The sequence below is a fragment of the Streptomyces sp. WZ-12 genome, from assembly GCF_028898845.1.
Taxonomy (GTDB): domain Bacteria; phylum Actinomycetota; class Actinomycetes; order Streptomycetales; family Streptomycetaceae; genus Streptomyces.
The window spans coordinates 2,492,290-2,513,614 of record NZ_CP118574.1; the positions used below are offsets into that span (position 1 = coordinate 2,492,290).

19 protein-coding genes and 2 pseudogenes are annotated in these 21,325 nt (G+C 74.1%); 15 read left to right on the top strand and 6 right to left on the bottom strand.

Going from position 1 to position 21,325, the window contains the following annotated elements:
• Positions 1–104: 104 nt before the first annotated feature.
• From PV796_RS10415 to PV796_RS10425, 3 genes are all read left to right on the top strand, one after another.
• Positions 105–1,304, top strand: coding sequence for a serine hydrolase domain-containing protein (locus tag PV796_RS10415; protein ID WP_274912667.1), 1,200 nt, complete (start codon positions 105–107; stop codon positions 1,302–1,304).
• Between the two features lie 159 nt (positions 1,305–1,463).
• A complete protein-coding gene (locus PV796_RS10420; protein ID WP_274918961.1) occupies positions 1,464–1,715 on the top strand; it encodes a hypothetical protein in 252 nt (83 codons plus the stop codon).
• A 282-nt stretch (positions 1,716–1,997) separates the two neighbouring features.
• Positions 1,998–3,056, top strand: a complete 1,059-nt coding sequence (locus PV796_RS10425) for a PP2C family protein-serine/threonine phosphatase (RefSeq protein ID WP_274918962.1) — start codon at positions 1,998–2,000, stop codon at positions 3,054–3,056.
• Here the strand turns inward: PV796_RS10425 and PV796_RS10430 are convergent.
• From PV796_RS10430 to pcaH, 4 genes are all read right to left on the bottom strand, one after another.
• On the bottom strand, positions 3,032–4,234 hold the full coding sequence (locus tag PV796_RS10430) for a 4-hydroxybenzoate 3-monooxygenase (protein WP_274912668.1): 1,203 nt from the start codon (positions 4,232–4,234) through the stop codon (positions 3,032–3,034). The genes PV796_RS10425 and PV796_RS10430 overlap by 25 nt on opposite strands.
• Entirely contained in the window at positions 4,234–5,049 is an 816-nt protein-coding gene (gene pcaD / locus PV796_RS10435; RefSeq protein ID WP_274912669.1) for a 3-oxoadipate enol-lactonase, read from the bottom strand. Before pcaD ends, PV796_RS10430 begins: the two co-directional genes overlap by 1 nt.
• 309 nt (positions 5,050–5,358) lie before the next feature.
• The gene (gene pcaG / locus PV796_RS10440; RefSeq protein ID WP_274912670.1) at positions 5,359–5,955 is read right to left on the bottom strand and encodes a protocatechuate 3,4-dioxygenase subunit alpha; all 597 of its coding nucleotides are present in this window, start codon (positions 5,953–5,955) and stop codon (positions 5,359–5,361) included.
• Positions 5,955–6,662: a protocatechuate 3,4-dioxygenase subunit beta gene (gene pcaH, locus PV796_RS10445; RefSeq protein WP_274912671.1), complete on the bottom strand. Its 708-nt coding sequence runs from the start codon at positions 6,660–6,662 to the stop codon at positions 5,955–5,957. The genes pcaG and pcaH overlap by 1 nt, the downstream gene beginning before the upstream one ends.
• A gap of 234 nt (positions 6,663–6,896) precedes the next feature.
• Between pcaH and PV796_RS10450 the strand changes: the two genes are divergently transcribed.
• A complete protein-coding gene (locus tag PV796_RS10450; protein ID WP_274912672.1) occupies positions 6,897–8,570 on the top strand; it encodes an IclR family transcriptional regulator domain-containing protein in 1,674 nt (557 codons plus the stop codon).
• Between the two features lie 13 nt (positions 8,571–8,583).
• Here the strand turns inward: PV796_RS10450 and PV796_RS10455 are convergent, their stop codons facing one another.
• Positions 8,584–9,576 (bottom strand): YihY/virulence factor BrkB family protein, encoded by a 993-nt coding sequence (locus tag PV796_RS10455; protein ID WP_274912673.1) that lies wholly within the window; start codon positions 9,574–9,576, stop codon positions 8,584–8,586.
• Between the two features lie 18 nt (positions 9,577–9,594).
• Between PV796_RS10455 and PV796_RS10460 the strand changes: the two genes are divergently transcribed.
• Complete coding sequence (locus tag PV796_RS10460) at positions 9,595–11,238, top strand: acyl-CoA dehydrogenase family protein (protein WP_274912674.1); 1,644 nt, start codon at positions 9,595–9,597, stop codon at positions 11,236–11,238.
• A gap of 167 nt (positions 11,239–11,405) precedes the next feature.
• On the opposite strand, the gene PV796_RS10465 is transcribed toward PV796_RS10460, so the two are convergent.
• Entirely contained in the window at positions 11,406–11,822 is a 417-nt protein-coding gene (locus PV796_RS10465) for a hypothetical protein (protein WP_274912675.1), read from the bottom strand.
• A 297-nt stretch (positions 11,823–12,119) separates the two neighbouring features.
• On the opposite strand from PV796_RS10465, the gene PV796_RS10470 reads away from it, so the two are divergent.
• The 10 genes and pseudogenes from PV796_RS10470 to PV796_RS10510 all read left to right on the top strand — a co-directional run bounded on the left by PV796_RS10470 (position 12,120) and on the right by PV796_RS10510 (position 21,312).
• Positions 12,120–13,520, top strand: coding sequence for a helix-turn-helix domain-containing protein (locus tag PV796_RS10470; protein WP_274912676.1), 1,401 nt, complete (start codon positions 12,120–12,122; stop codon positions 13,518–13,520).
• Positions 13,521–13,668: 148 nt separating this feature from the next.
• Positions 13,669–14,553, top strand: a complete 885-nt coding sequence (locus PV796_RS10475) for an LLM class flavin-dependent oxidoreductase (protein WP_274912677.1) — start codon at positions 13,669–13,671, stop codon at positions 14,551–14,553.
• A gap of 133 nt (positions 14,554–14,686) precedes the next feature.
• Complete coding sequence (locus PV796_RS10480) at positions 14,687–15,277, top strand: GNAT family N-acetyltransferase (RefSeq protein ID WP_274912678.1); 591 nt, start codon at positions 14,687–14,689, stop codon at positions 15,275–15,277.
• Positions 15,278–15,470: 193 nt separating this feature from the next.
• A complete protein-coding gene (locus PV796_RS42360) occupies positions 15,471–15,554 on the top strand; it encodes a putative leader peptide (RefSeq protein ID WP_376568833.1) in 84 nt (27 codons plus the stop codon).
• A 218-nt stretch (positions 15,555–15,772) separates the two neighbouring features.
• Entirely contained in the window at positions 15,773–17,467 is a 1,695-nt protein-coding gene (locus PV796_RS10485; RefSeq protein ID WP_274912679.1) for a nitrite/sulfite reductase, read from the top strand.
• A gap of 28 nt (positions 17,468–17,495) precedes the next feature.
• Positions 17,496–17,747, top strand: a complete 252-nt coding sequence (locus PV796_RS10490; protein ID WP_274912680.1) for a hypothetical protein — start codon at positions 17,496–17,498, stop codon at positions 17,745–17,747.
• Positions 17,744–18,430 carry a phosphoadenylyl-sulfate reductase gene (locus PV796_RS10495; protein ID WP_274912681.1) on the top strand — a complete coding sequence of 229 codons (687 nt, stop codon included), beginning with the start codon at positions 17,744–17,746 and terminating at the stop codon, positions 18,428–18,430. Before PV796_RS10490 ends, PV796_RS10495 begins: the two co-directional genes overlap by 4 nt.
• Positions 18,431–18,453: 23 nt before the next feature.
• Positions 18,454–18,987, top strand: coding sequence for an adenylyl-sulfate kinase (gene cysC / locus PV796_RS10500; protein ID WP_274912682.1), 534 nt, complete (start codon positions 18,454–18,456; stop codon positions 18,985–18,987).
• Positions 18,984–19,925 (top strand): annotated as a pseudogene (gene cysD / locus PV796_RS10505) (sulfate adenylyltransferase subunit CysD). Before cysC ends, cysD begins: the two are co-directional and overlap by 4 nt.
• Before the next feature lies 1 nt (position 19,926).
• Positions 19,927–21,312, top strand: a pseudogene (locus PV796_RS10510) (sulfate adenylyltransferase subunit 1).
• Positions 21,313–21,325 lie beyond the last annotated feature (13 nt).

Genomic DNA, 21,325 nt, shown 5'->3' on the forward strand with positions numbered 1-21,325 from the left:
ATCCGTAGGTGCTCCACGGTCGTGCGTACTCGCGTCCCCGCGTGGGCGCCGGGCCGGTGGGGCGCGGCATCCGATCCGCACCGCGACGACGCGAGGAGAGCACCGTGGAAGCTGTCACCGTCAACGGGCACTGCGCACCGGGGTACGAGGAGGTGCGGGCCGCCTTCGAGCGGAACTTCCGCGACCACGGGGAGGTCGGAGCGGCGGTCGCTGTGCTGGTGGACGGGGCGCCGGTGGTGGACCTGTGGGGCGGGCACGCGGACGCGGCCGGGAGCCGGCCGTGGGAGCGGGACACCCTGGTCAACGTCTACTCCACGTCCAAGGGGATGGCCGCGCTGTGCGCCCATCTCCTGGTGGACCGGGGCGAGTTGGACCTGGACGCGCCGGTCGCGCGCTATTGGCCGGAATTCGCCCGGGCCGGCAAGGAGGCCATACCGGTGCGCTGGCTGCTCAGCCACCGCGCCGGACTGCTGGCGCCCCGCGAGCCGCTGGCCGCGGGCCGGGCCTACGACTGGGAGTACGTCTGCGACGCCCTGGCGGCCACCCCGCCCTGGTGGGAGCCGGGGACCAAGCAGGGCTACCACGCGGTGACGTTCGGGTATCTGGTGGGCGAGGTGGTCCGGCGGATCACCGGGCAGTCGCTGGGCACGTTCCTGCGCGCGGAGGTCACCAGGCCGCTCGACGCCGACGTGTTCATCGGCACGCCGCCCGACGAGCAGCGGCGGTGCGCCGACATGATCGGGCAGCTCACCACCGACCTGCTCCGCGAGCGCTTCCCGGACCTGCCGACGCCGCCGGTCGGCGGGCTCGCCGACCACCCGCGGGCCGGTGTCGCACTGGCCCTGACGTACATCCCCACCGGCGACGTCAACAGCGCCGCCTACCGCGCGGCGGAGATCCCGTCCGGCAACGCGCACGCCTCGGCCCGCGGCCTGGCCGCCGTCTACGGGGCGCTGGTCGGCGGCGAACTGGTGCGGCCCGCCGCCCTGGAGGCGATGCGCAGCCCGCAGAGCCGGCCGGACGAGCCGGACCTCACGCTCGGCGGGCTCACCCCGGACGGCACCGCCGACGCGTTCCGCTGGGGGCTGGGCTACATGCTCAACGAGCGGGGGCAGGCGGGCCCCAACCCGGGGGCGTTCGGGCACGGCGGCGCGGGCGGCTCGTACGCCTTCGCGGACCCGGAGAACGGGCTGGCGTACGCCTACGTCATGAACCGCTTCGGGGGCGGCACCAGCGGCGAGGACCTGCGCAGCCGGTCGCTGGTGGAGGCGGCGTACGCGGCGCTGGCGGAGGCGCGCGGCTAGGGCCGGTCCGACGGGCCGGGGGGGGCGGACGGGGCCTCTTGCTGAGCGGCTTCCGGGCCGCCGCCTTCGCCCGGGGTGGAGCGATAATGGGGGGTGCGGCATGGATCCGTCCGGCGCCGCCGCGGACGGCGACGGTCCCGGGGAGAGGGCGTGGTGGCCATGGAAAGGGACACCGAGACGATTCACGAGGCGTACTCGTTCGTGTGTCTGCACTGCGGGCACGGGTGGGAGGAGGAGTACGAGATCCGGCACACCACCGATCTCGCGGGCCGTCGGCGCGCCGACTACTTCAACCACGGCCGTCGGGTGCCCTCTCCGCTGACCCGCGCGGACTGCCCGGGCTGCAACCGCGGACCGATCCGGATCCTGCGGCCCGGCCGGGTCAAGAACGCCCGGACCTACCTGGCCTGACCTGCCCGCATCGGGGCGCCCGGACCCGCTGCGATTCGGTAACGGAGGCCCACACTCCGTCATTCAGCCCGGCAAACGTTGCATATGCTCAGGTCGGGGGCCCGGCGGTCGGTTTCGGACACGCGAAACGGCCGGCGGCCGGGGCCTCGCGACCGATCGCCTCTCAGGGACCGCCCGGCTGGCCTCCCCTGAGCCTGGAAGACGCCGGAGTGGACCTTGACCGTGCAGAAGGGGGAGCCGCGCCCCCGCTCCCGTGTGCTCTCCGCGCTTCCGTACCTGGTCATGGCCGCGGTCAGCGCGGTGGACATCACCGCGGGCCCGGCCGTCGGCTTCCTGCCCCTGGTGTCGCTGGGGCCGGCGTTCGCCGGTCTGGTCGGCGGCTGGCGCCGGACGGCGCTGATCGGGCTGACCGCGGCCGTGCTCTGCGTGGGACTGGGCATCCACAGCGGGCTGTTCGAGAGCCGGCGCGGGCTGACCGCGCTGGTGTCGGTTGCGGGCGTGACCGCGGCCGGCGTGGTGGCCGCGGTGATGCGGCAGCGCCGGGAGGCCGAACTGGCCAACGTGCGGTCGATCGCCGAGGTCGCCCAGCGGGTGCTGCTGCGGCCGGTGCCGCGCAGCGCCGGTCCGCTGCGGATCGCGGTCTCGTACACCTCGGCGGTGGCCGAGGCCCGGATCGGCGGCGACCTCTACGAGGTGGTGACCTCGCCGGCCGGGGTGCGGATCATCGTCGGGGACGTGCAGGGCAAGGGCCTGGAGGCGGTGGAGAGCGCCGCGGTGGTGCTCGGCGCGTTCCGGGAGGCGGCGCACGACGAGGCGGACCTGTCGGCGGTCGGCGCCCGGGTCGAGCGGGCGCTCAACCGCCATCTGTCCGGGGAGCGGTTCGTGACCGCGGTGCTCGCCGAGATCGGCCGCGGCGGCGACGCCACGCTGCTGAACTTCGGCCACCCCGCCCCCCTGGTCGTCCGCCCGTCCGGCACGGTCGGCTACGCGGCGCCGCCGGAACGGGCGCTGCCGCTGGGCCTGTTGGAACACCGGCCGGACGCGCCGGTCCCGTACCGGGTGCCGTTCGCCCCCGGCGACCAACTGCTCTTCTACACCGACGGGGTCACCGAGGCGCGCGACTCGGCGGGCTGGTTCTATCCGCTCGACGAGCGGGCGACGCTGCTGAAGGACCCCGACCCGGAGGCGGCGTTGCAGGCGGTCCGGGAGGACGTCGTCGACCACGCGGAGGGGCCGCTGCACGACGACGCGGCGATGCTGCTGGTGCGGTACCGGGTGGGGCACCGGGACCCGGACCGGCCGGGCCCCGGCGGCGGTCAGGGCAGCGGCAGCCCGGTGTAGTTCTCGGCGAGTTCGGCGGCGGCGTGCCAGGAGCCGGCGATCCGGTCGAGCTGGGAGAGCTGGAGCCGGGTGTCGAAGTCGCTCTGGTCCGGGGCGGTGTGCAGGGTCGTGGTCATGAAGTGCGAGAAGTGCTCGGCGCGCCACACCCGGCGCAGGCAGGTCGCGGAGTAGGCGTCGAGCGGTTCCGTCGAGCCGGTGCGGTGCCACTGCGTCAGGGCGCGGGCCAGGACGGTGACGTCGGCCACGGCGAGGTTGAGACCCTTGGCCCCGGTGGGCGGGACGATGTGGGCGGCGTCGCCGGCCAGCAACACCCGGCCCCAGCGCATCGGTTCGGTCACCGCGCTGCGCAGCGGGAGGACCGCCTTGGCGGTGAGCGGGCCGCGGGCCAGTTTCCAGGGGACGGTGTCGACGGCGGTGCGGGCCGCCAGTTCGTCCCAGATCCGGTCGTCGGGCCAGTCGTCCGGGTCGGTGCCGTTGGGGACTTGGAGGTAGAGCCGGCTCACCGTCGGGGTGCGCATGCTGAGCAGGGCGAAGCCGCGGGGCGAGTGGGCGTAGACCAACTCGTCCTGGGACGGCGGGACGTCGGCGAGGACGCCGAGCCAGGAGTAGGGGTAGCTGCGGGTGTAGGTCCGGCGGGCGGACGTGGGGATCGCCTCTCGGGCGACGCCGTGGAAGCCGTCGCAGCCCGCGACGTAGCGGCAGGTGAGGGTGCGTGCGCGGCCGTCGTGGGTGTAGTGGATGCGGGGCCGGTCGGTGTCGGCGCCGGTCACCGCCCGCGCCCGGGCCTCGAACAGCAGCGGCGGGCCGCCTCGGAGTTGGAGCGCTATCAGGTCCTTGACGACCTCGGTCTGGGCGTAGACGGTGACCCGGCGGCCGTCGGTGAGCGTCGGGAAGTCCAGGCGGTGCGCGCGCCGGTCGTAGCGCAGCTCGATGCCGTCGTGGACCAGTCCCTCACGGTCCAGCCGCTCCCCCGCCCCGCAGGCCCGCAGGACGTCGGTGGTGCCCTGTTCGAGGATGCCGGCGCGCTGCCGCTGCTCGACGTAGGCGCGGTCCCGGCCCTCCAGGACCACGCAGTCGACGCCGGCGCGGTGCAGCAGCCGGGCGAGCAGCAGCCCGGCGGGGCCGCCGCCGATGATGCCGACGGTGGTCTCGTCCGGTGCGGTGGCGGTGCCGGGCATCAGTAGTCCGTTCCTGGGGCGGGCTGGGCGTGCAGCGGGGCGAGGTGGGCGAGCAGGGCGGCGAGGACCTCCGCGGGGCGTTCGACGCCGGCGAGGTGGGCGGCGCCGGACAGTTCGACGAGGCTGGCGTCCCGGATGCCGTCGGTGAGTTCGCGGGCGTGCGCGGGCGGGGTGGCCGGGTCGGCGCGGCCGGCCAGGACGAGGGTGGGGGCGGTGATCCGCGGCAGGGTGGAGCGCAGGTCGTAGGCGGCGAGGGCGTCGCAACAGGCCGCGTAGCCCTCGGGCGAGACGTCCTGGCGGAGGGCGGTGACGAGGGCGGTGGCCTCCGATGTCGTGGCGAAGGCGGGGGTGAACCAGCGGCCGGCCGCGCCGTCGGCGACCTGGTCCAGGCCCTTGGCGCGGACCAGGGCGGCCCGTTCCCGCCAGCCGGCCGGTTCGCCGAACCGGGCGGAGGAGCAGATCAGGGCGAGCGAGCTGATCCGGGTGGGGTGGTGGGCGGCGAGCCAGGCGCCGACCGCGCCGCCGAGCGAGACCCCGGCGTAGGCGAAGGCGTCCAGGCCGAGGGAGTCGGCGAGTTGCAGGACCAGGCCGGCGAGTTCGGGGATGGTGGTGGTGCCGGGGGTGGCCAGGACGTCGGTGGGGGTGCCGCCGTGGCCCGGGAGGTCCCAGCGGACGACGTGGAACCGGCGGGCCAGGGCCGGGAGTTGGGGCTCCCAGAGGGCGAGCGAGGTGCCGACGGAGGGGCCGAGGATCAGCGGCGGGGCGCCGGGCGGGCCGTCGGTGGCGTGGTGCAGTGCGGGGGCGGCGGGCGTCATGCGGGCTCCTGCGGTTCGTTCCGGCCTCCCACGTTGTCGGCTTTCCCGCCGAGGGGGGTGCCGGTTGCGCCTGCGGCGCGTTGTCCGCTGCGCGGGGCGTCGGGTGCGGTGACGGGTGTTCGGGTCCGGTGTCCCGGGCTGCTTCGCTCCACGTCCGGGACACCGGACCCGAACGCCCGTCACCTCCCGTTAGCTGGATGGGATTTCGGTGGGTGGGGGTGGCCGGGGTGGTCGTACCGAGGTTGTACCGCATCGGGGTCTTGGCCTCTCGCAGGGCCGCGGTCGGGTCGGCGCGTCCCGGGTGGGGGGTCAGCGGAAGGCGAGGAACACGGTCTCCTCGGGGGTGCCGTTCGGGGGCTGTTGGAGTTGTACGTCGAAGCGGTAGCGGGCGGGGCCGTCGGGGCGGGCCAGCAGGGTGGCGGCGCGTTTCGGGGGCAGCGTCGAGAGCAGCGGGTCGGCGGCGTGGGCCGCGGTGTGCTCGGGGAAGTAGGCGCGGGTGAACAGGTGGTGGAGCAGGCCGCGGGCGTGGACGATGACCGCGAGGTGGGGGGCGGCGTCCGGGCGGCCGGCGGGCGCGGCCGGACGCCGGGTGTGGAGCGCGTAGTGCCCGTCGGCGTCGGTGGGGACCCGGCCGAAGCCGGTGAAGCGCGTGCCGTCGCGGCGCAGTGAGCCGGGCTCGCGGGGCGGGCGGCCGTCGGGGCCGGGTTGCCAGAACTCCAGCAGGGCGTCGGCGACCGGTGCGCCCGTGCCGTCGCGGACGTGGCCGTGCACGGTGAGGGTGTCGGGGTGGCCGTCGGGCGCGATCCGGGCGCCGCCAGGGAAGGGCAGGGCGTGGCCGAAGAAGGGGCCGATGGTCTGGGCGGGCGTGGGGGCGAGCGGCCCGCGGTGGCCGGCGGCGGCCGGCATCAGCGGCTCCCCTCGGTCTGGGTGGCGGCGGGGCCGTCCAGGACGACGTCCCAGCGGTAGGCCAACGCGCCGCCCGGGACGGACCGTTGGTGGTCGTAGGCGGCGATCAGGCGGTGGCGGTCGGCGGCGTCCGGGACCGCGGCGAGGACCTGGTCGTACGGGAGGAGCGGGTCGCCGGGGAAGTACATCTGGGTGATCAGCCGCTGGGTGAAGGCGGTGCCGAAGAGGGAGAAGTGGAGGTGGGCGGCGCGCCAGGCGCTCTGGTCGGGGAGGGGGTAGGCGCCGGGTTTGACGGTGGTGAAGGCGTAGCGGCCGTGGTCGTCGGTGAGGCAGCGGCCGACGCCGGTGAAGTTGGGGTCCAGCGGCGCCGGGTGTCGGTCTCCTCGGTGGGCGTACCGGCCGGAGGCGTTGGCCTGCCAGATCTCGACGAGTTGGCCGCGGACGGGGCGGCCGGCGCGGTCCAGGACGCGGCCGGCGACGGTGACGCGCTCGCCGAGCGGGGCGCCGGAGTGCTGTCGGGTGAGGTCGGCGTCCAGGGCGTCGACGTCCGCGGGGCCGAAGACGGGGGCGGTCAGCTCGACCGCCTCGGGGTCGGTGGCGGCGGCGAGGGGATGGCGGGGCCGCCGGGGGTGGCGCTCGGGGGCTCCGCGGTACGGCTCGGGGGCCGGGGTGGGGAACGGCGGGGCGGAGGGGGGCGGTGCGGTCATGGTGCCCTTTCCTGCGGTGGACGGGTACGGACCGGTCGGCCGCCGGTGGCTCTCCGGCCGTGTCGGCGGACCGATTCCCTTCCAACTCCCTTCTGTGAGAAGGTCGTTCGCCTGGTGAACCGAAGTTCGCACGGCGATCGTCCCGAGTCTGACCCCGGCCCGGGGACGTGTCAACGGTCCGCCCGGTACGGTTCCGCACTGCCGTGGACCGCATCGCCGCACCGTGGAGGTCTCTTGCCACCGTCCGTCCGCACCGCACCGCCCGCCCCGTCGCCGCCGCCGGAGGCGGTGGCGCCGCTGATCCGCGCGCTGACCGTGCTGCGCGCGCTGACCGCGGCCGGCGGACGGGCGGCGGTGAGCGATCTGGTCCACGTCACCGGCCTGGCGCGCGCCACCGTTGACCGCGTGCTGAGCACCCTCGCCGCCCTCGGGCATGTCCGCTCCGAGGGCCGCGACGCGGTGCTCGCCCCGGGGCTGTTGGAGCTGGGCAACGCCTACCTGGCCGCCACCGGCCTGCCCGACCGGCTCGGTCCGCTGGCCGACCGGCTCGCCGACGCGCTGGACGAATCGGTGTCGCTGGCCGTCCCCGACGGCGACGGGGTGCGCTTCGTCCACCAGGCGACCCGCCGCCGCGCGATGTCGCTGGCGTTCCGCATCGGCGATCTGCTGCCGGCCGAACGGGGCGCGCCGGGCGCCCTGTTCGCGGCGGACTGGGGCGCGGCGCAGTGGCGCCGCTGGCGGGCGCGGCGGGCCGCGGACCCGGCCGACGCCGGATTCCCCGCGGTACCACGGCGGGGCCGGGACGAGGCCGCCCCGGCCGGCGCCCGGCGGATAGCGGCGGACTTCACCGCGCGGGTGGCCGCGGCGCGGGAGACCAACTGGTCCGTGGACGACCAGCTCATCGAACCGGGCCTGATCGCGGTGGCGATGCCGGTGCGGGGACCGGCCGGTGCGGCGGTCTGCGCGGTGAGCGTGGTCAGCCACACCAGCCGGCACGCCCCGGTCGCGCTGCCGGACGCGGTCCTCCCCCGGCTCCGCGGCACGGTCGTCGCCATGGAGGACGCGCTGTGCGCACCGCCCGCCCCGGCGACCGGGGGCGCCGACCACCCGGCCGACCGGCACCTGGCCGCGAAGCGGCACCTGGGCCCCGGGTTCGTCGCGTCGGTGGCCCGCGGGCTGGCCGTGCTCACCGCGTTCGGCCCGGGTCGGGAGGAGTTGACGCTCTCCGCCGTCGCCGGGGCCACCGGGCTCCCCCGCGCCACCGCCCGGCGGGCCCTGATCACCCTTACGCACCTGGGCTACACGGCCTCCGGCGACGGGCACTTCCGCCCCACCCCCAAAGTGCTGGACCTCGGCTTCGCGCAGCTCTCCGGGCTGACCCTGTCGGAGCTGGCCCGGCCCCAACTGGCCGCGCTGGCCGAGCGGGTCGGGGACTCGGCCTCGTTGGCGGTGCTGACCGCCGACGGCGACGCCGTCCGGTACGTCGCCGGAGTGCCGGCCGGGCGCATCATGCGCGTGACCATCACCCCGGGCGCCCGGGTACCGGCGCACGCCACCGCCCCGGGCCGGGTCCTGCTGGCCGGACTGTCGGCGGCCGAGCGGACCGCCCGCCTGGGCGGCGCCGCGGCCGCCGAACGGGCCGGGCTGCCCGCCCTGCTGGACCGGGTCCGCGCCGAGGGTCACGCCCTGGTCGACGACGAACTGGAGGCCGGGCTGCGCTCGTTGGCGGTCCCGGTGCACGACCGCGCCGGTCGCGTGCTCGCCGCGGTGGGCGTGGCCAGCCACGCGGCCGGCCGGCCGCCGGAGGCCACCGCGGCCGCCGTGCTGCCGGCCCTTCGCGCATGCGCCGCCGCGATCGAGGACGAGGTGCGGGTGGCCGGGCGCTATCTGCCGCTGCCGGTGCCCTGAACTCCCCGGTGTCCTAGGGCGTCTCCGATGGGTCAGGGCCGGCGGCGCGGCGCCGTTCGCGCTCCGCGCGGGCCGCGGCGGTGGCGACCGACGGCCACACCCGGTCCAGGGCGGCGTTCATGGCGGCGCCGACCAGCACCGCGAAGGCGGAGACGCCGATCCACAGCAGGACCGCGACCGGGGCGGCCAACGAGCCGTAGATCGTGGGGCCCTCGACGGTCGCGGTCAGGTAGAGCCGGAGCAGGAAGCTGCCCAGCAGCCACATCGCCAGGGCGACGACGGCGCCCGGGATGTCCTCGCGCCAGGGCGAACGGACCGGCACCGAGAGGTGGTAGAGGGTGGTGAGGAAGCTGATGGAGAGGACCACCACGACCGGCCAGTACAGGATGCGGATGGCGTCCCCGCTGGCGGGCAGCCAGCCGACGACGACATCGGGGCCGGCGACCATCAGCGGCAGCGCGATCGCCCCGGCCACCAGCGCGGCGAGGTAGAGCACGAAGGCCAGCAGCCGGGTCTTGACGATGCCGCGGCGGCCGTCGAGCCCGTACATGATCGTGATGGTGTCGACGAAGACGTTGAGCGCGCGGGAGCCGGACCACAGGGCGATGGCGAAGCCCAGGGAGATGACGTCGGGGCGGCGGGCGGTGAAGACGTCGTTGAGCAGCGGGCGGGCGATCTCGTCGACGCCGCGGTGGGAGAGCACGGTGCCGGCGGCCCGCAGCAGGTGCGTGCGGAAGCTGTCGAGGGTGGCGTGGCCGATCCACGGTTCGGTGTAGCCGAGGACGCCGACCAGGCCCAGGATCAACGGGGGCAGCGAGAGCAGGCACCAGAAGGCGGCCTCGGCGGCCAGACCGGTGACGCGGTAGCGCATGCAACTGCCGACGATGTCCTTGAGCAACAGCCAGACGAGCCGGCGGGTGGAGACGTTGCGGTACAGGGCGCGGGCGCGGGTGAGGGGCCCGCGGGGCGATCCCTGCGGTTCGTTCGGTTCGTTCGGCGGCGGCACCTCCTTACCGTATCGGGCATGGCAGCTACCACTCATACCGTGACGAACCAGCCCCCGCCGCTGACCGGGTACGACGTCTTCGGCGCCGATCCGGCGCTCACCGAGGGGGTCGCCCGGTACGTCGCCGGGGAGCACCTCGACGGCGTGCGGGAGGAACTCGGCCGGCTGGGGCAGGCGGCCGGCTCGGCCCAGGCGCAGCGCTGGGGCGAACAGGCCAATGCGCACCCGCCGGTGTTGCGCACCCACGACCGGTACGGCCACCGCATCGACGAGGTGGAGTTCCACCCGGCCTGGCACCGGCTGCTCGGCCACGCGGTGACGGCCGGGCTGACCGACGCCTGGTCCCGCCCGCACGGGCACGTCCGGCGCGCCGCGGGCTTCCTGGTGTGGACCCAGGTGGAGGCGGGGCACGGCTGCCCGTTGTCGATGACCCATGCCGCGGTGCCGGCGCTGCGGGCCGAACCGGAACTCGCCGCGGTGTGGCAGCCGCTGCTGACCTCCCGGGTGTACGAGCCGGAACTGCGGCCGCTCGCGCGAAAGGCGGGGGCGCTGGCCGGGATGGCGATGACGGAGAAGCAGGGCGGCAGCGACGTACGGGCGAACACCACCGTCGCCCGGCCGCTGGCGGCGGCCGGGGAGTACACGCTGACCGGCCACAAGTGGTTCTGCTCGGCGCCGATGTCGGACGCGTTCCTGGTGCTGGCCCAGGCACCCGAGGGACTGACCTGCTTCCTGCTGCCGCGGGTGCTGCCGGACGGCACCCGCAACGCGTTCCGCCTCCAGCGGCTCAAGGACAAGCTCGGCAACCGCTCCAACGCCTCGGCCGAGGTGGAGTTCGACGGGAACACCTGGGCGCGCCGGGTCGGCGAGGAGGGGCGCGGGGTGGCGACGATCATCGAGATGGTCGCGGCGACCCGCCTGGACTGCGTGACCGCGTCGGCGGCGGTGATGCGGCAGGCGGTGGCGCAGGCGCTGCACCACGCCGCGTACCGGGAGGCGTTCGGCCGCCGGCTGGTCGAACAGCCGCTGATGCGCAACGTGTTGGCCGACCTGGCGCTGGAGTCGGAGGCGGCGACGACGCTGGCACTGCGGCTGGCGGCGGCGTACGACGGCGGCACCGGACGGGACCGGGCGTTCCTGCGGCTGGCGCTGCCGGCGGCCAAGTACTGGGTGACCAAGCGGTGCACGCCACTGGTGGCGGAGGCGCTGGAGTGCCTGGGCGGCAACGGCTATGTGGAGGAGTCGGGGCTGCCGCGGCTGCTGCGCGAGGCACCGCTGAACTCGATCTGGGAGGGCGCCGGCAACGTCCAGGCGCTGGACGTGCTGCGGGCGCTGCGCCGCGAACCGGCGGCGCTGAACGCCTACTTGGTGGAGATCGGCGCGGCGCGGGGCGCGGACCACCGGCTGGACCGGGCGATCCAGGGGCTGTTGACCGAGCTCGCGGACCTGGAGGGCATGGAGGCGCGGGCCCGGCGGCTGGCCGAGCGGCTGGCGCTGGTGCTCCAGGGATCGCTGCTGGTCCGGTTCGCGCCGCCGGAGGTGGCCGACGCGTTCTGCGCCGCCCGGCTCGGCGGCGACGCGGGGGCGGCGTTCGGCACGCTGCCGCACACGCTGGACCTGGCGGCGGTGGTGGCGCGGGCGCGTCCGGTGGCGGCCGGGTAGCGCGGATCAACTAGCTTGCCAGAAAGGGGAGTTAAAGGCGCGGCGGCGGTTCCGTACCCTTGGCCGGAACCGTCAGCAAGCCGGCTCCGGTCGGGGCCGGACAGGGGATAACCGCCGCCGCGCCGGGTGGGAGCGGCGCCGCGCCGACTCGGCGCCGTTCCCGGCCTTCAGGGCCATCGCGGCGGCTGCGGCGCGGTGCGTCCGCGCAGCGCCGCGTCGATGACCACGATGATCTCGACGTCCGGTACGTCCGGCCGGAAGCCGACCAGGACCCCGCGCGCCTCGTAGTACCGGATCACGCGATAGGCGTCGTCCGCGCCGTCCTGTCCCGCCTCGCGCAGGTGCACGACGAGGTCGGCGAAGGCCGGTACGGGCAACGGACCGCCGAAGCGCGCGACCCGGTCGAGGAGTTGCGGCGCACCGTCGATCACATAGCCACCGGTCGGCAGGGGCTGACGCCTGATCAGGACGTCGACCGCGGACAGCCGGGGCACGCCGTAGTGGCCGGCCAGCCGGGCGGCCCGGGCGCTCCGGCCTCCCTCGCCGGTGCCGATCACCACGACCCGCGGGGCGGCGGCCACCATGGTGAGCCCCCTCCCACACCGTGCCGACGACGTGGGCGGTCGATCGCGTCCCCGGCATCCATCGGAGGTCCTCCGTCGGGTGGCCGGCGAACGTCCGATGGGGGCCCCGCGCCTTGGGGTGCGGGGGAAGAACGCCATCGACCGCCGGGGTTCAGGCTTCCCTGCGGGCGTCATAGGCCACAACGGTTGCATTCCGTTGCACCTGTTCTGCTCAATATCCTTCCCGGGGCGCCTGCTGACGGCACGATGGACCGGGACCGGGGGCAGGCCGGACGCATGGGCACAACGGAGAGCAGTGTGAACGACAGACCGATCGAGGGGGCCGGCGGACGGGCCGGTGACCGGCCGGCCGAGCGACCGTTGGAGAGCGCCGTCCGGTCGGCCCAGGACATCCGGGAGACCGCGCGGCGGCTGTCCGGCGTCCACGAGGCGGCGCTGACCGGCGAGTTGGCGTCGGAGGCACCCCGGGACGCACCCCGCGCGGTGATCGGGGAGTCCTGGCAGCGGGTGTTGGCCGGTGGGGTGGACCCGGAGCGGGCCTCGGACCAACACCTGCTGTCCGTCGCGGAGTTGGAGCACCGGCGGCAGCGGTCACGGCTGGCGTCGGTGCTGCCGATGCTCGGCGGCGAGCTGCTGCCGTCCGCCGACGCGGCCCAGCAGATCATGGTGGTCACCGACGCCGAGGGCCGGGTGCTGTGGCGGGACGGCAGCGCGCCGATCCGGCGGATGGCCGACCGGCTGGGCTTCGACAAGGGCGCGGACTGGACGGAGGGGATGGTCGGCACCAATGCGATCGGCACCGCGCTGGTGGCCGGCAGCCCGGTGCTGGTGCACTCCGCCGAGCACTTCCTGCGCAGCCACCACCAATGGACGTGCGCCGCGGCGCCGTTGCGCGACCCCCGGGACGGGCGACTGCTCGGCACCGTCGATCTCAGCGGCCCGGCGCACTCGTTCCATCCGACGACGCTGGCGCTGGTCTCCGCGGTGGCCCGGCTCGCCGAGGGCGAGCTGCGCACCCGACACCACGCGTCCCTGGACCGCCTGCGGGCCAGCGCGGCCCCGGTGTTGGCCCGGATCGGCGGGCGGGCACTGGCGGTGGACCCGCACGGCTGGACGGCGGCGGTGACGGGGATGACCCCGCCGGACCGGGTGGCGCTGCCCAGGGAGCCGGAGGCCGGGCCGCTCTGGCTGCCGCGGTACGGGATGTGCACGCTGGAGCCGCTGCCGGGCGGCTGGTTGATCCGGCTCGGCCGCCCGGAGCCGGTGCCGGGGCCGCACCGGGTGGTGCTGGACCTCGGCGGATCGGGGGGTCCGGTGGTGACGGTGGCCGGCCCGGCGGGCAGTTGGTCGCACGCGCTGACCCCGCGCCACGCCGAGTTGCTGTTCCTGCTGGCCACCCATCCGCACGGGCGCAGCGCGGCCGAGCTGGCCCGGGACGTGTTCGGCGACGGCGGGCGGACGGTGACGGTCCGGGCCGAGCTGTCCCGGCTGCGGCGCCATCTCGCCGGGGTGCTGGCCCATCGGCCGTACCGCTTCGCGGACGGGGTGGAGGTGGAACTGCGGCTGCCGGCCCGGCCGGTGGAGCTGCTGCCGCACTCCACGGCGCCGGGGGTGCTGGCGGCCCGGCGGTCGGGGGACGGGCGGCCCGGCGGGCAGCCGCCGGAAAACCCGGTGCCCGGGCGCACCCCCCTCCTCTAGGGTGGGCGCACTCTGACGCAGCTCTCCAGAAGGACGTCGCAGAACGGGAGCGGCCGGCGCGCGGGACCGCGCGCCGGGCCAGACGAGCGGGCGACACGACCATCCGCGTTTCCGCATGCCCTCGGCATGCCGTTCTGGAGGATCTTCCGTGTCCGTAGGTCTCGGCCTTCCCATTGGCGACCCCGCGCAACTGCTGACCTGGGCGCGGCGTGTCGACGCCGCCCCCTTCTCCACCGTCGCGCTGCTCGACCGGCTCGTCTACGCCAACCCCGAACCCCTGGTCACCCTGGCCGCGCTGGCCGGCGCGACCTCCCGGGTGCGGTTGCAGAGCGAGGTGCTGCTGGCCCCGCTGCACCGCACCGCGCTGCTCGCCAAGCAGGCCGCCACGCTGGACCTGCTGTCCGGCGGCCGGTTCACGCTCGGCATCGGCCTCGGCGGGCGCGCCGACGACTACCTGGCCGCGGGGGTGGAACTGCGCACCCGGGGCCGTCGGTTGGACGGTCAGATGGCGACGCTCCGGCGGCTGTGGGCCGGTGAGCCGCTGTCCGCTGACATCGGTCCGGTGGGGCCGGCGCCGGCCCGGTCCGGCGGTCCCGAGGTGCTGTTCGGCGGGTTCGTGCCGGCCGTGGTGGAGCGGGTGGCCCGGTGGGGCGACGGCTTCCTCGCGGCGGCCCTGCCGTCCCAGCAGATGGACGCGATGTTCCGGGACGTGGAGGCGGCCTGGGCCCGCGCTGGCCGGTCCGGCCGCCCCCGGCTGCTGGCCCAGGTGAACGTCGCCCTCGGCCCCGACGCCGTGCTGGACCGCGCCCGGCGCGAACTGCGCGCGTACTACGGCACCTCCCCCCACACCGACCACGTCGTGAACGGCCTGCTCACCACCCCGGCGGCGATCCGCGAGGCGGTCGCCCGCCTGCTGGCCATCGGGGCGGACGAGGTGATGCTGTACTGCTGGTCGCCGGACCCGGACCAGGTCGGGCGGCTGGCGGACGCGGTCTTCGCGCCGGAGGGCGACTGGCCGGGCGTGACGGCATAGCGCGCTGCTGCCGGATCTCCGTGGGGATCCGGCAGCAGCGCCCCAACCGCCGCGGGCCGGGCATCGGCGGTGGGCAGCGTCCCGCCTGCCGGACCGGCGCCCGGCTTCTCCCCCGTTGTGATGTGCTGGCCGGATGAGCCACTCCGTCACCACCTGGTACCTGGAACAGACCTCGCCCGCCGATCTCGCGCCCGCGACCGAGCCGCCGGCGGAGCAGGGGGTGCGGATCGTCCGCTCCGAGACGCCTGCGCCCGAATTCAGCCGGTTCCTCTACACCGCGGTCGGCGCGGACGTCCTGTGGACCGACCGGCTGGGATGGTCGTACGCGCGGTGGACCGAGCACCTCGGGCGGCCGGGGACCGAGACCTGGGTCGCGTACGAGCGCGGGACGCCCGCCGGGTTCATCGAGCTCCAGGCGCAGCCGGAAGGGGCGGTGGAGATCACCTACTTCGGGCTGCTGTCGGCGTTCCGGGGCCGGCGGATCGGCGGGCAGTTGCTCACCCATGGGACGGCGCGGGCCTGGGACCTGGCCGGGCGGTGGCCAGGACTGCCGGAGACCAAGCGGGTGTGGGTCCACACCTGCAGCGACGACGGGCCGCACGCGCGGGCCAACTACGAGCGGCGCGGCTTCCGGCTGTACGACACCGAGGTGGGCGAGGGGCCCGTCGCCGAGACGCCTGGGCCGTGGCCCGGCGCGGGCCCGGTGCCGACCGCCGCCAGCTGAACCGAAGCCCCTTCCCGCGCCCCATCAGGCCGCCCTCCGCGGGCCCTTCGCCGTTCCCCGGCGACGCTCGACCGCCCGGCCGCCGCTCACCCGCCGCGTGACGAACGCCACACCGTCTCGCGATTCGGTACACACAAGTCCACATCTTGGATGACGGTGGACTGTCCGAAGAATCGCGTGCCACGCTTCCGTCATGTCTGAAGCTGGAATTGCCTTGGTGAGTCGGCGGCACGTCGACCTCGGCCGCATGTCCAGCGCCATTTGTCGGACCGGCTGAGGCCGCGCGTGCCGGGACCGCAGCCCACGCCCCGGACACCACTCAGCACCACCGTTCTCGCACGCCGTCCCCCACCTCGCGGACGCGCTGCACCCCCGACCCGCAAAACCGCCCCGAAGCGCGCCGCCGTGCGCCGCCTTCGGCATGTCCGCGCAGGTCACCCGGGGTCCGCCGCAGCCGTCCGCAGCCCCTTTGAGCCGCCCAGAAGGACGTAAACCATGGCCGCCAACCCGGACCTCCCCACCGCCACGACCCGCCGCAAGGCCGGCCGCCACCGCGGCGAGGGCCAGTGGGCCGCTGGGCACTTCACGCCGCTCAACGGCAATGAGCAGTTCAAGAAGGACGACGACGGTCTCAATGTGCGGACACGCATTGAGACGATCTACTCCAAGGCCGGTTTCGACTCCATCGACCCCAACGACCTGCGGGGACGGATGCGTTGGTGGGGCCTCTACACCCAGCGCAAGCCCGGCATCGACGGCGGAAAGACCGCGATCCTGGAGCCGGAGGAGCTGGACGACGAGTTCTTCATGCTGCGGGTCCGGATCGACGGCGGCCGGCTGACCGTCGCCCAACTGCGCGCCATCGGCGAGGTCTCCGAGCAGTACGCCCGCGGCACCGCGGACATCACCGACCGGCAGAACATCCAGCTCCACTGGATCCGCATCGAGGACGTCCCCGCCATCTGGGAGAAGCTGGAGGCGGTGGGGCTGTCCACCACCGAGGCGTGCGGCGACTGCCCGCGCGTGATCATCGGTTCCCCGGTGGCCGGCATCGCGGCGGACGAGATCATCGACGGCTCGCCGGCCGTGGACGAGATCCACGAGCGCTACATCGGCAGCAAGGAATTCTCCAACCTGCCGCGGAAGTTCAAGACCGCGGTCTCCGGCTCGCCCCTCCAGGACGTGGTGCACGAGATCAACGACGTCGCCTTCGTCGGCGTCGTCCACCCCGAGCACGGCCCGGGCTTCGACCTGTGGGTCGGCGGCGGCCTGTCCACCAACCCCAAGTTGGCCCAGCGCCTGGGCACTTGGGTGCCGCTCTCCGAGGTCGCCGACGTCTGGGCCGGTGTGGTCGGCATCTTCCGTGACTACGGCTACCGCCGGCTGCGCAACCGCGCCCGGTTGAAGTTCCTGGTGGCCGACTGGGGCACCGAGAAGTTCCGCCAGGTGCTGGAGGACGAGTACCTCAAGCGGAAGCTGGTGGACGGCCCGGCGCCGGAGCAGCCGGTCGCCCAGTGGCGCGACCACGTCGGCGTGCACCGGCAGCAGGACGGCCGCTTCTACGTGGGCTTCGCCCCGCGCGTCGGCCGGGTGGACGGCACCACCCTCACCAAGATCGCCGAACTCGCCGCCGCGCACGGCTCGGACCGCCTGCGCACCACCGTCGAGCAGAAGCTGATCATCCTCGACGTGGCCGAGGACCGGGTCGATGCGCTGGTCGCGGGCCTGGAGGCGCTGGACTTCCAGGTCACCCCCTCGCCGTTCCGGCGCGGCACCATGGCCTGCACCGGCATCGAGTTCTGCAAGCTGGCGATCGTCGAGACCAAGGGGCGCGGCTCCTGGCTCATCGACGAACTGGAGCGCCGGATGCCGGACTTCCACGAGCCGATCACCATCAACCTCAACGGCTGCCCCAACGCCTGCGCCCGCATCCAGGTCGCGGACATCGGCCTCAAGGGCCAGTTGGTGCTGGACGAGAACGGCAACCAGGTCGAGGGCTACCAGGTCCACCTCGGTGGCGCGTTGGGCCTGGAGCCGGGCTTCGGCCGCAAGGTCCGCGGGCTGAAGGTGACCGCCGACGAACTGCCCGACTACGTCGAGCGGGTGCTGCGCAACTTCCAGGAACAGCGCGCGGACGGCGAGCGGTTCGCCACCTGGGCGGCGCGCGCCGAAGAGGGTGCGCTGAAGTGAGCCGGACCGCGATAGTTGGGGAGGCATCGTGAGCGAACGCGCCGCGCCGTTCTACTGCCCGTACTGCGGAGACGAGGACCTGCGTCCGTCGGAGGGCGGATCGGGGTCCCCCCTGGCCGAGCGAGGCCGAGAGCCCAGGGGCGGGGCATGGGAGTGCCGGGCGTGCAGCCGCGGCTTCCGGCTCGCGTTCCTGGGCCTGTTGGCCCAGGGAGCCGCCGCGCCCCGGTCCACCGCTTCCGCTTCAGCTTCCGCTTCCGCTTCCGACGGAGGTACGCCGTGACGCCCACCGATCTACAGCGGCTCGCCGAACGGGCGGGCCGCGACCTGGAGGACGCGTCCGCGCCGGAGATCCTCCGGTGGGCCGCGGAGACCTTCGGCAGCCGCTTCTGCGTGACCTCCTCGATGGAGGACGCGGTGGTGGCGCACCTGGCCTCCCGCGCGTTCCCCGGCGTGGACGTGGTGTTCCTGGACACCGGGTACCACTTCCCGGAGACCCTCGGCACCCGGGACGCGGTGGCGGCGGTGATGGACGTCAACCTCCTTACCCTGATGCCACGTCAGACCGTGGCGGAGCAGGACGCCGCGTACGGGCCGAAGTTGCACGACCGCGATCCGGACCTGTGCTGCCGGCTGCGCAAGGTCGAGCCGCTGGAGGCCGGCCTGACGCAGTACGACGCCTGGGCGACCGGGCTGCGCCGGGACGAGTCGCCGACCCGCGCCGGCACCCCGGTGGTGGGCTGGGACGCCCGACGGCAGAAGGTCAAGGTCTCCCCGATAGCCCGCTGGACGCAGGACGACGTGGATGCCTATGTCACCGAGCACGGGGTACTCACCAACCCGTTGCTGATGGACGGCTACGCCTCCGTCGGCTGCGCGCCCTGCACCCGCCGGGTGTTGGCGGGCGAGGACGCGCGGGCCGGCCGCTGGGCCGGCACCAACAAGACCGAGTGTGGACTGCACTGATGGCGGAGATTCAGGAGAGAGAGATGACGGGCGCCACGATCTGGCTGACCGGTCTGCCGAGCGCGGGCAAGACCACCCTCGCGCGCGAGCTGGCCGGCCGACTGCGCGGCGAGGGCCACCGCGTCGAGGTGCTCGACGGTGACGAGATCCGCGAATTCCTCTCCGCGGGCCTCGGCTTCGGCCGCGCTGACCGGCACACCAACGTCCAGCGGATCGGCTTCGTCGCCGAACTGCTGGCCAGCAACGGCGTGAAGGTCCTGGTCCCGGTGATCGCCCCGTACGCGGACAGCCGGGAGGCGGTGCGCAAGCGCCACCAGGGCGAGGGCACCCCTTATGTGGAGGTGCACGTCGCCACCCCGGTCGAGGTCTGCTCCGAGCGGGACGTGAAGGGCCTGTACGCCAAGCAGGCGGCCGGCGAGATCTCCGGCCTGACCGGCGTCGACGACCCCTACGAGGCGCCGGCGGATCCGGACCTGCGGATCGAGTCGCACGCCCAGACCGTCCAGGAGTCCGCGGCGGCGCTGCACGCGCTGCTCGTCGAGAGGGGGCTGGCGTGACGACCGTCGCTTCTGTCACCGAGGAACTGCACGACCCCTACGCGCTGTCCCACCTGGATGCGTTGGAGTCGGAGGCGGTGCACATCTTCCGTGAGGTGGCGGGGGAGTTCGAGCGGCCGGTGATCCTGTTCTCCGGTGGCAAGGACTCGATCCTGATGTTGCATCTGGCGCTCAAGGCGTTCGCGCCGGCGCCGGTGCCGTTCGCGTTGCTGCACGTCGACACCGGCCACAACTTCCCCGAGGTCATCGACTACCGCGACCGCACCGTCGTCGCCCACCACCACCTGCGCCTGCACGTCGCCTCCGTCCAGGACTTCATCGACCGCGGCGAGGTACGCGAACGCCCCGACGGCACCCGCAACCCCCTGCAAACCGTCCCCCTCCTCGACGCCATCGCATCCCACCGCTTCGACGCCGTCTTCGGCGGCGGCCGCCGCGACGAGGAAAAAGCCCGCGCCAAAGAACGCGTCTTCTCCCTCCGCGACGAGTTCGGCGGCTGGGACCCCCGCCGCCAACGCCCCGAACTATGGCAGCTCTACAACGGCCGCCACTCCCCCGGCGAACACGTCCGCGTCTTTCCCCCTGTCCAACTGGACCGAACTGGACGTCTGGCAATACATCGCCCGCGAACAGATCGAACTCCCCACCATCTACTACGCCCACGAGCGCGAAGTCTTCTCACGAGGCGGCATGTGGCTGGCCCCCGGCGACTGGGGCGGCCCCAAGGACGGTGAAACCCTGCAGCGGCGCACGGTCCGCTACCGCACGGTCGGCGACATGTCCTGCACCGGCGCAGTGGACTCCAACGCCGACACCATCAACGCCGTCATCGCCGAAATCGCCGCCTCCCGCCTCACCGAACGCGGCGCCACCCGAGCCGACGACAAACTCTCCGAAGCCGCCATGGACAAGACCGCAAGCGCGAGGGGTACTTCTAACATGAGCACCACCCCCAACACCCCCAACACCCCCAACGCCTCCACCACCCCTAACGCCGCCGGCCCTGCGGCCCTCGCCGCCACGTCCCTGCTGCGCTTCGCCACCGCCGGCTCCGTCGACGACGGCAAATCCACCCTCGTCGGACGCCTCCTGCACGACTCCAAATCAGTCCTGGCAGACCAACTGGAAGCCGTCGAACACGCCTCCCGCAACCGCGGCCAACACACCCCCGACCTCGCCCTGTTGACCGACGGCCTCCGCGCCGAACGCGAGCAGGGCATCACCATCGACGTCGCCTACCGCTACTTCGCCACCCCCCGCCGCCGCTTCATCCTCGCCGACACCCCCGGCCACGTGCAGTACACCCGCAACATGGTCACCGGCGCCTCCACCGCCGAACTCGCCATCGTCCTGGTCGACGCCCGCAACGGCGTCGTCGAACAAACCCGCCGCCACGCCGCCGTCGCCGCCCTCCTGCGCGTCCCCCACGTCGTCCTCGCCGTCAACAAAATGGACCTGGTCAACTACCAAGAGACGGTATTCGCCACCATCGCCCAGGAATTCACCGCCTACGCCGCCTCCCTGGGCATCCCGGAAATCACCACCATCCCCATCTCCGCCCTGGCGGCGACAACGTCGTCACCGCCTCCCCCCACATGGACTGGTACGGCGGCCCCACCGTCCTCGAACACCTCGAAACCGTCCCCGTCCGCACCGACCCCACCCGCGACCCCGCCCGCTTCCCCGTCCAATACGTCATCCGCCCCCAAAGCACCACCCACCCCGACTACCGCGGCTACGCCGGCCAAATCGCCTCCGGCGTCCTCCACGTCGGCGACCACATCACCGTCCTACCCTCAGGCCACACCAGCACCATCAAAGCCATCGACGCCCTCGGCACCACCGTCCAAACCGCCTGGGCACCCCAATCAGTCACCCTCCACCTCACCGACAACCTCGACATCTCCCCGCGGCGACCTCATCACCCCCCCACCAACACCCCCACCCTCACCCAAGACATCCACGCCACCGTCTGCCACCTCGCCGACCAACCCCTCACCATCGGCCAACGCGTACTGCTCAAACACACCACCCGCACCGTCAAAGCACTCATCACCCACATCCCCTCCCGCCTCACCCTCAACGACCTCTCCCCCCACCCCACCCCCCACCACCTCACCGCCAACGACATCGGCACCCTCCACCTCCGCACCGCCCCCAACCCCCTCCCCCTAGACCCCTACGCACTCCCGCCGCACCGGCTCCTTCCTCCTCATCGACCCCGCCGACGGCACCACCCTCACCGCCGGCATGACCGGCACCGCCTTCACCACCACACCCCCCACACCCAACGACACGACGGACGACGAGGGATGGGACTTCTGACCATGCTCAGGGA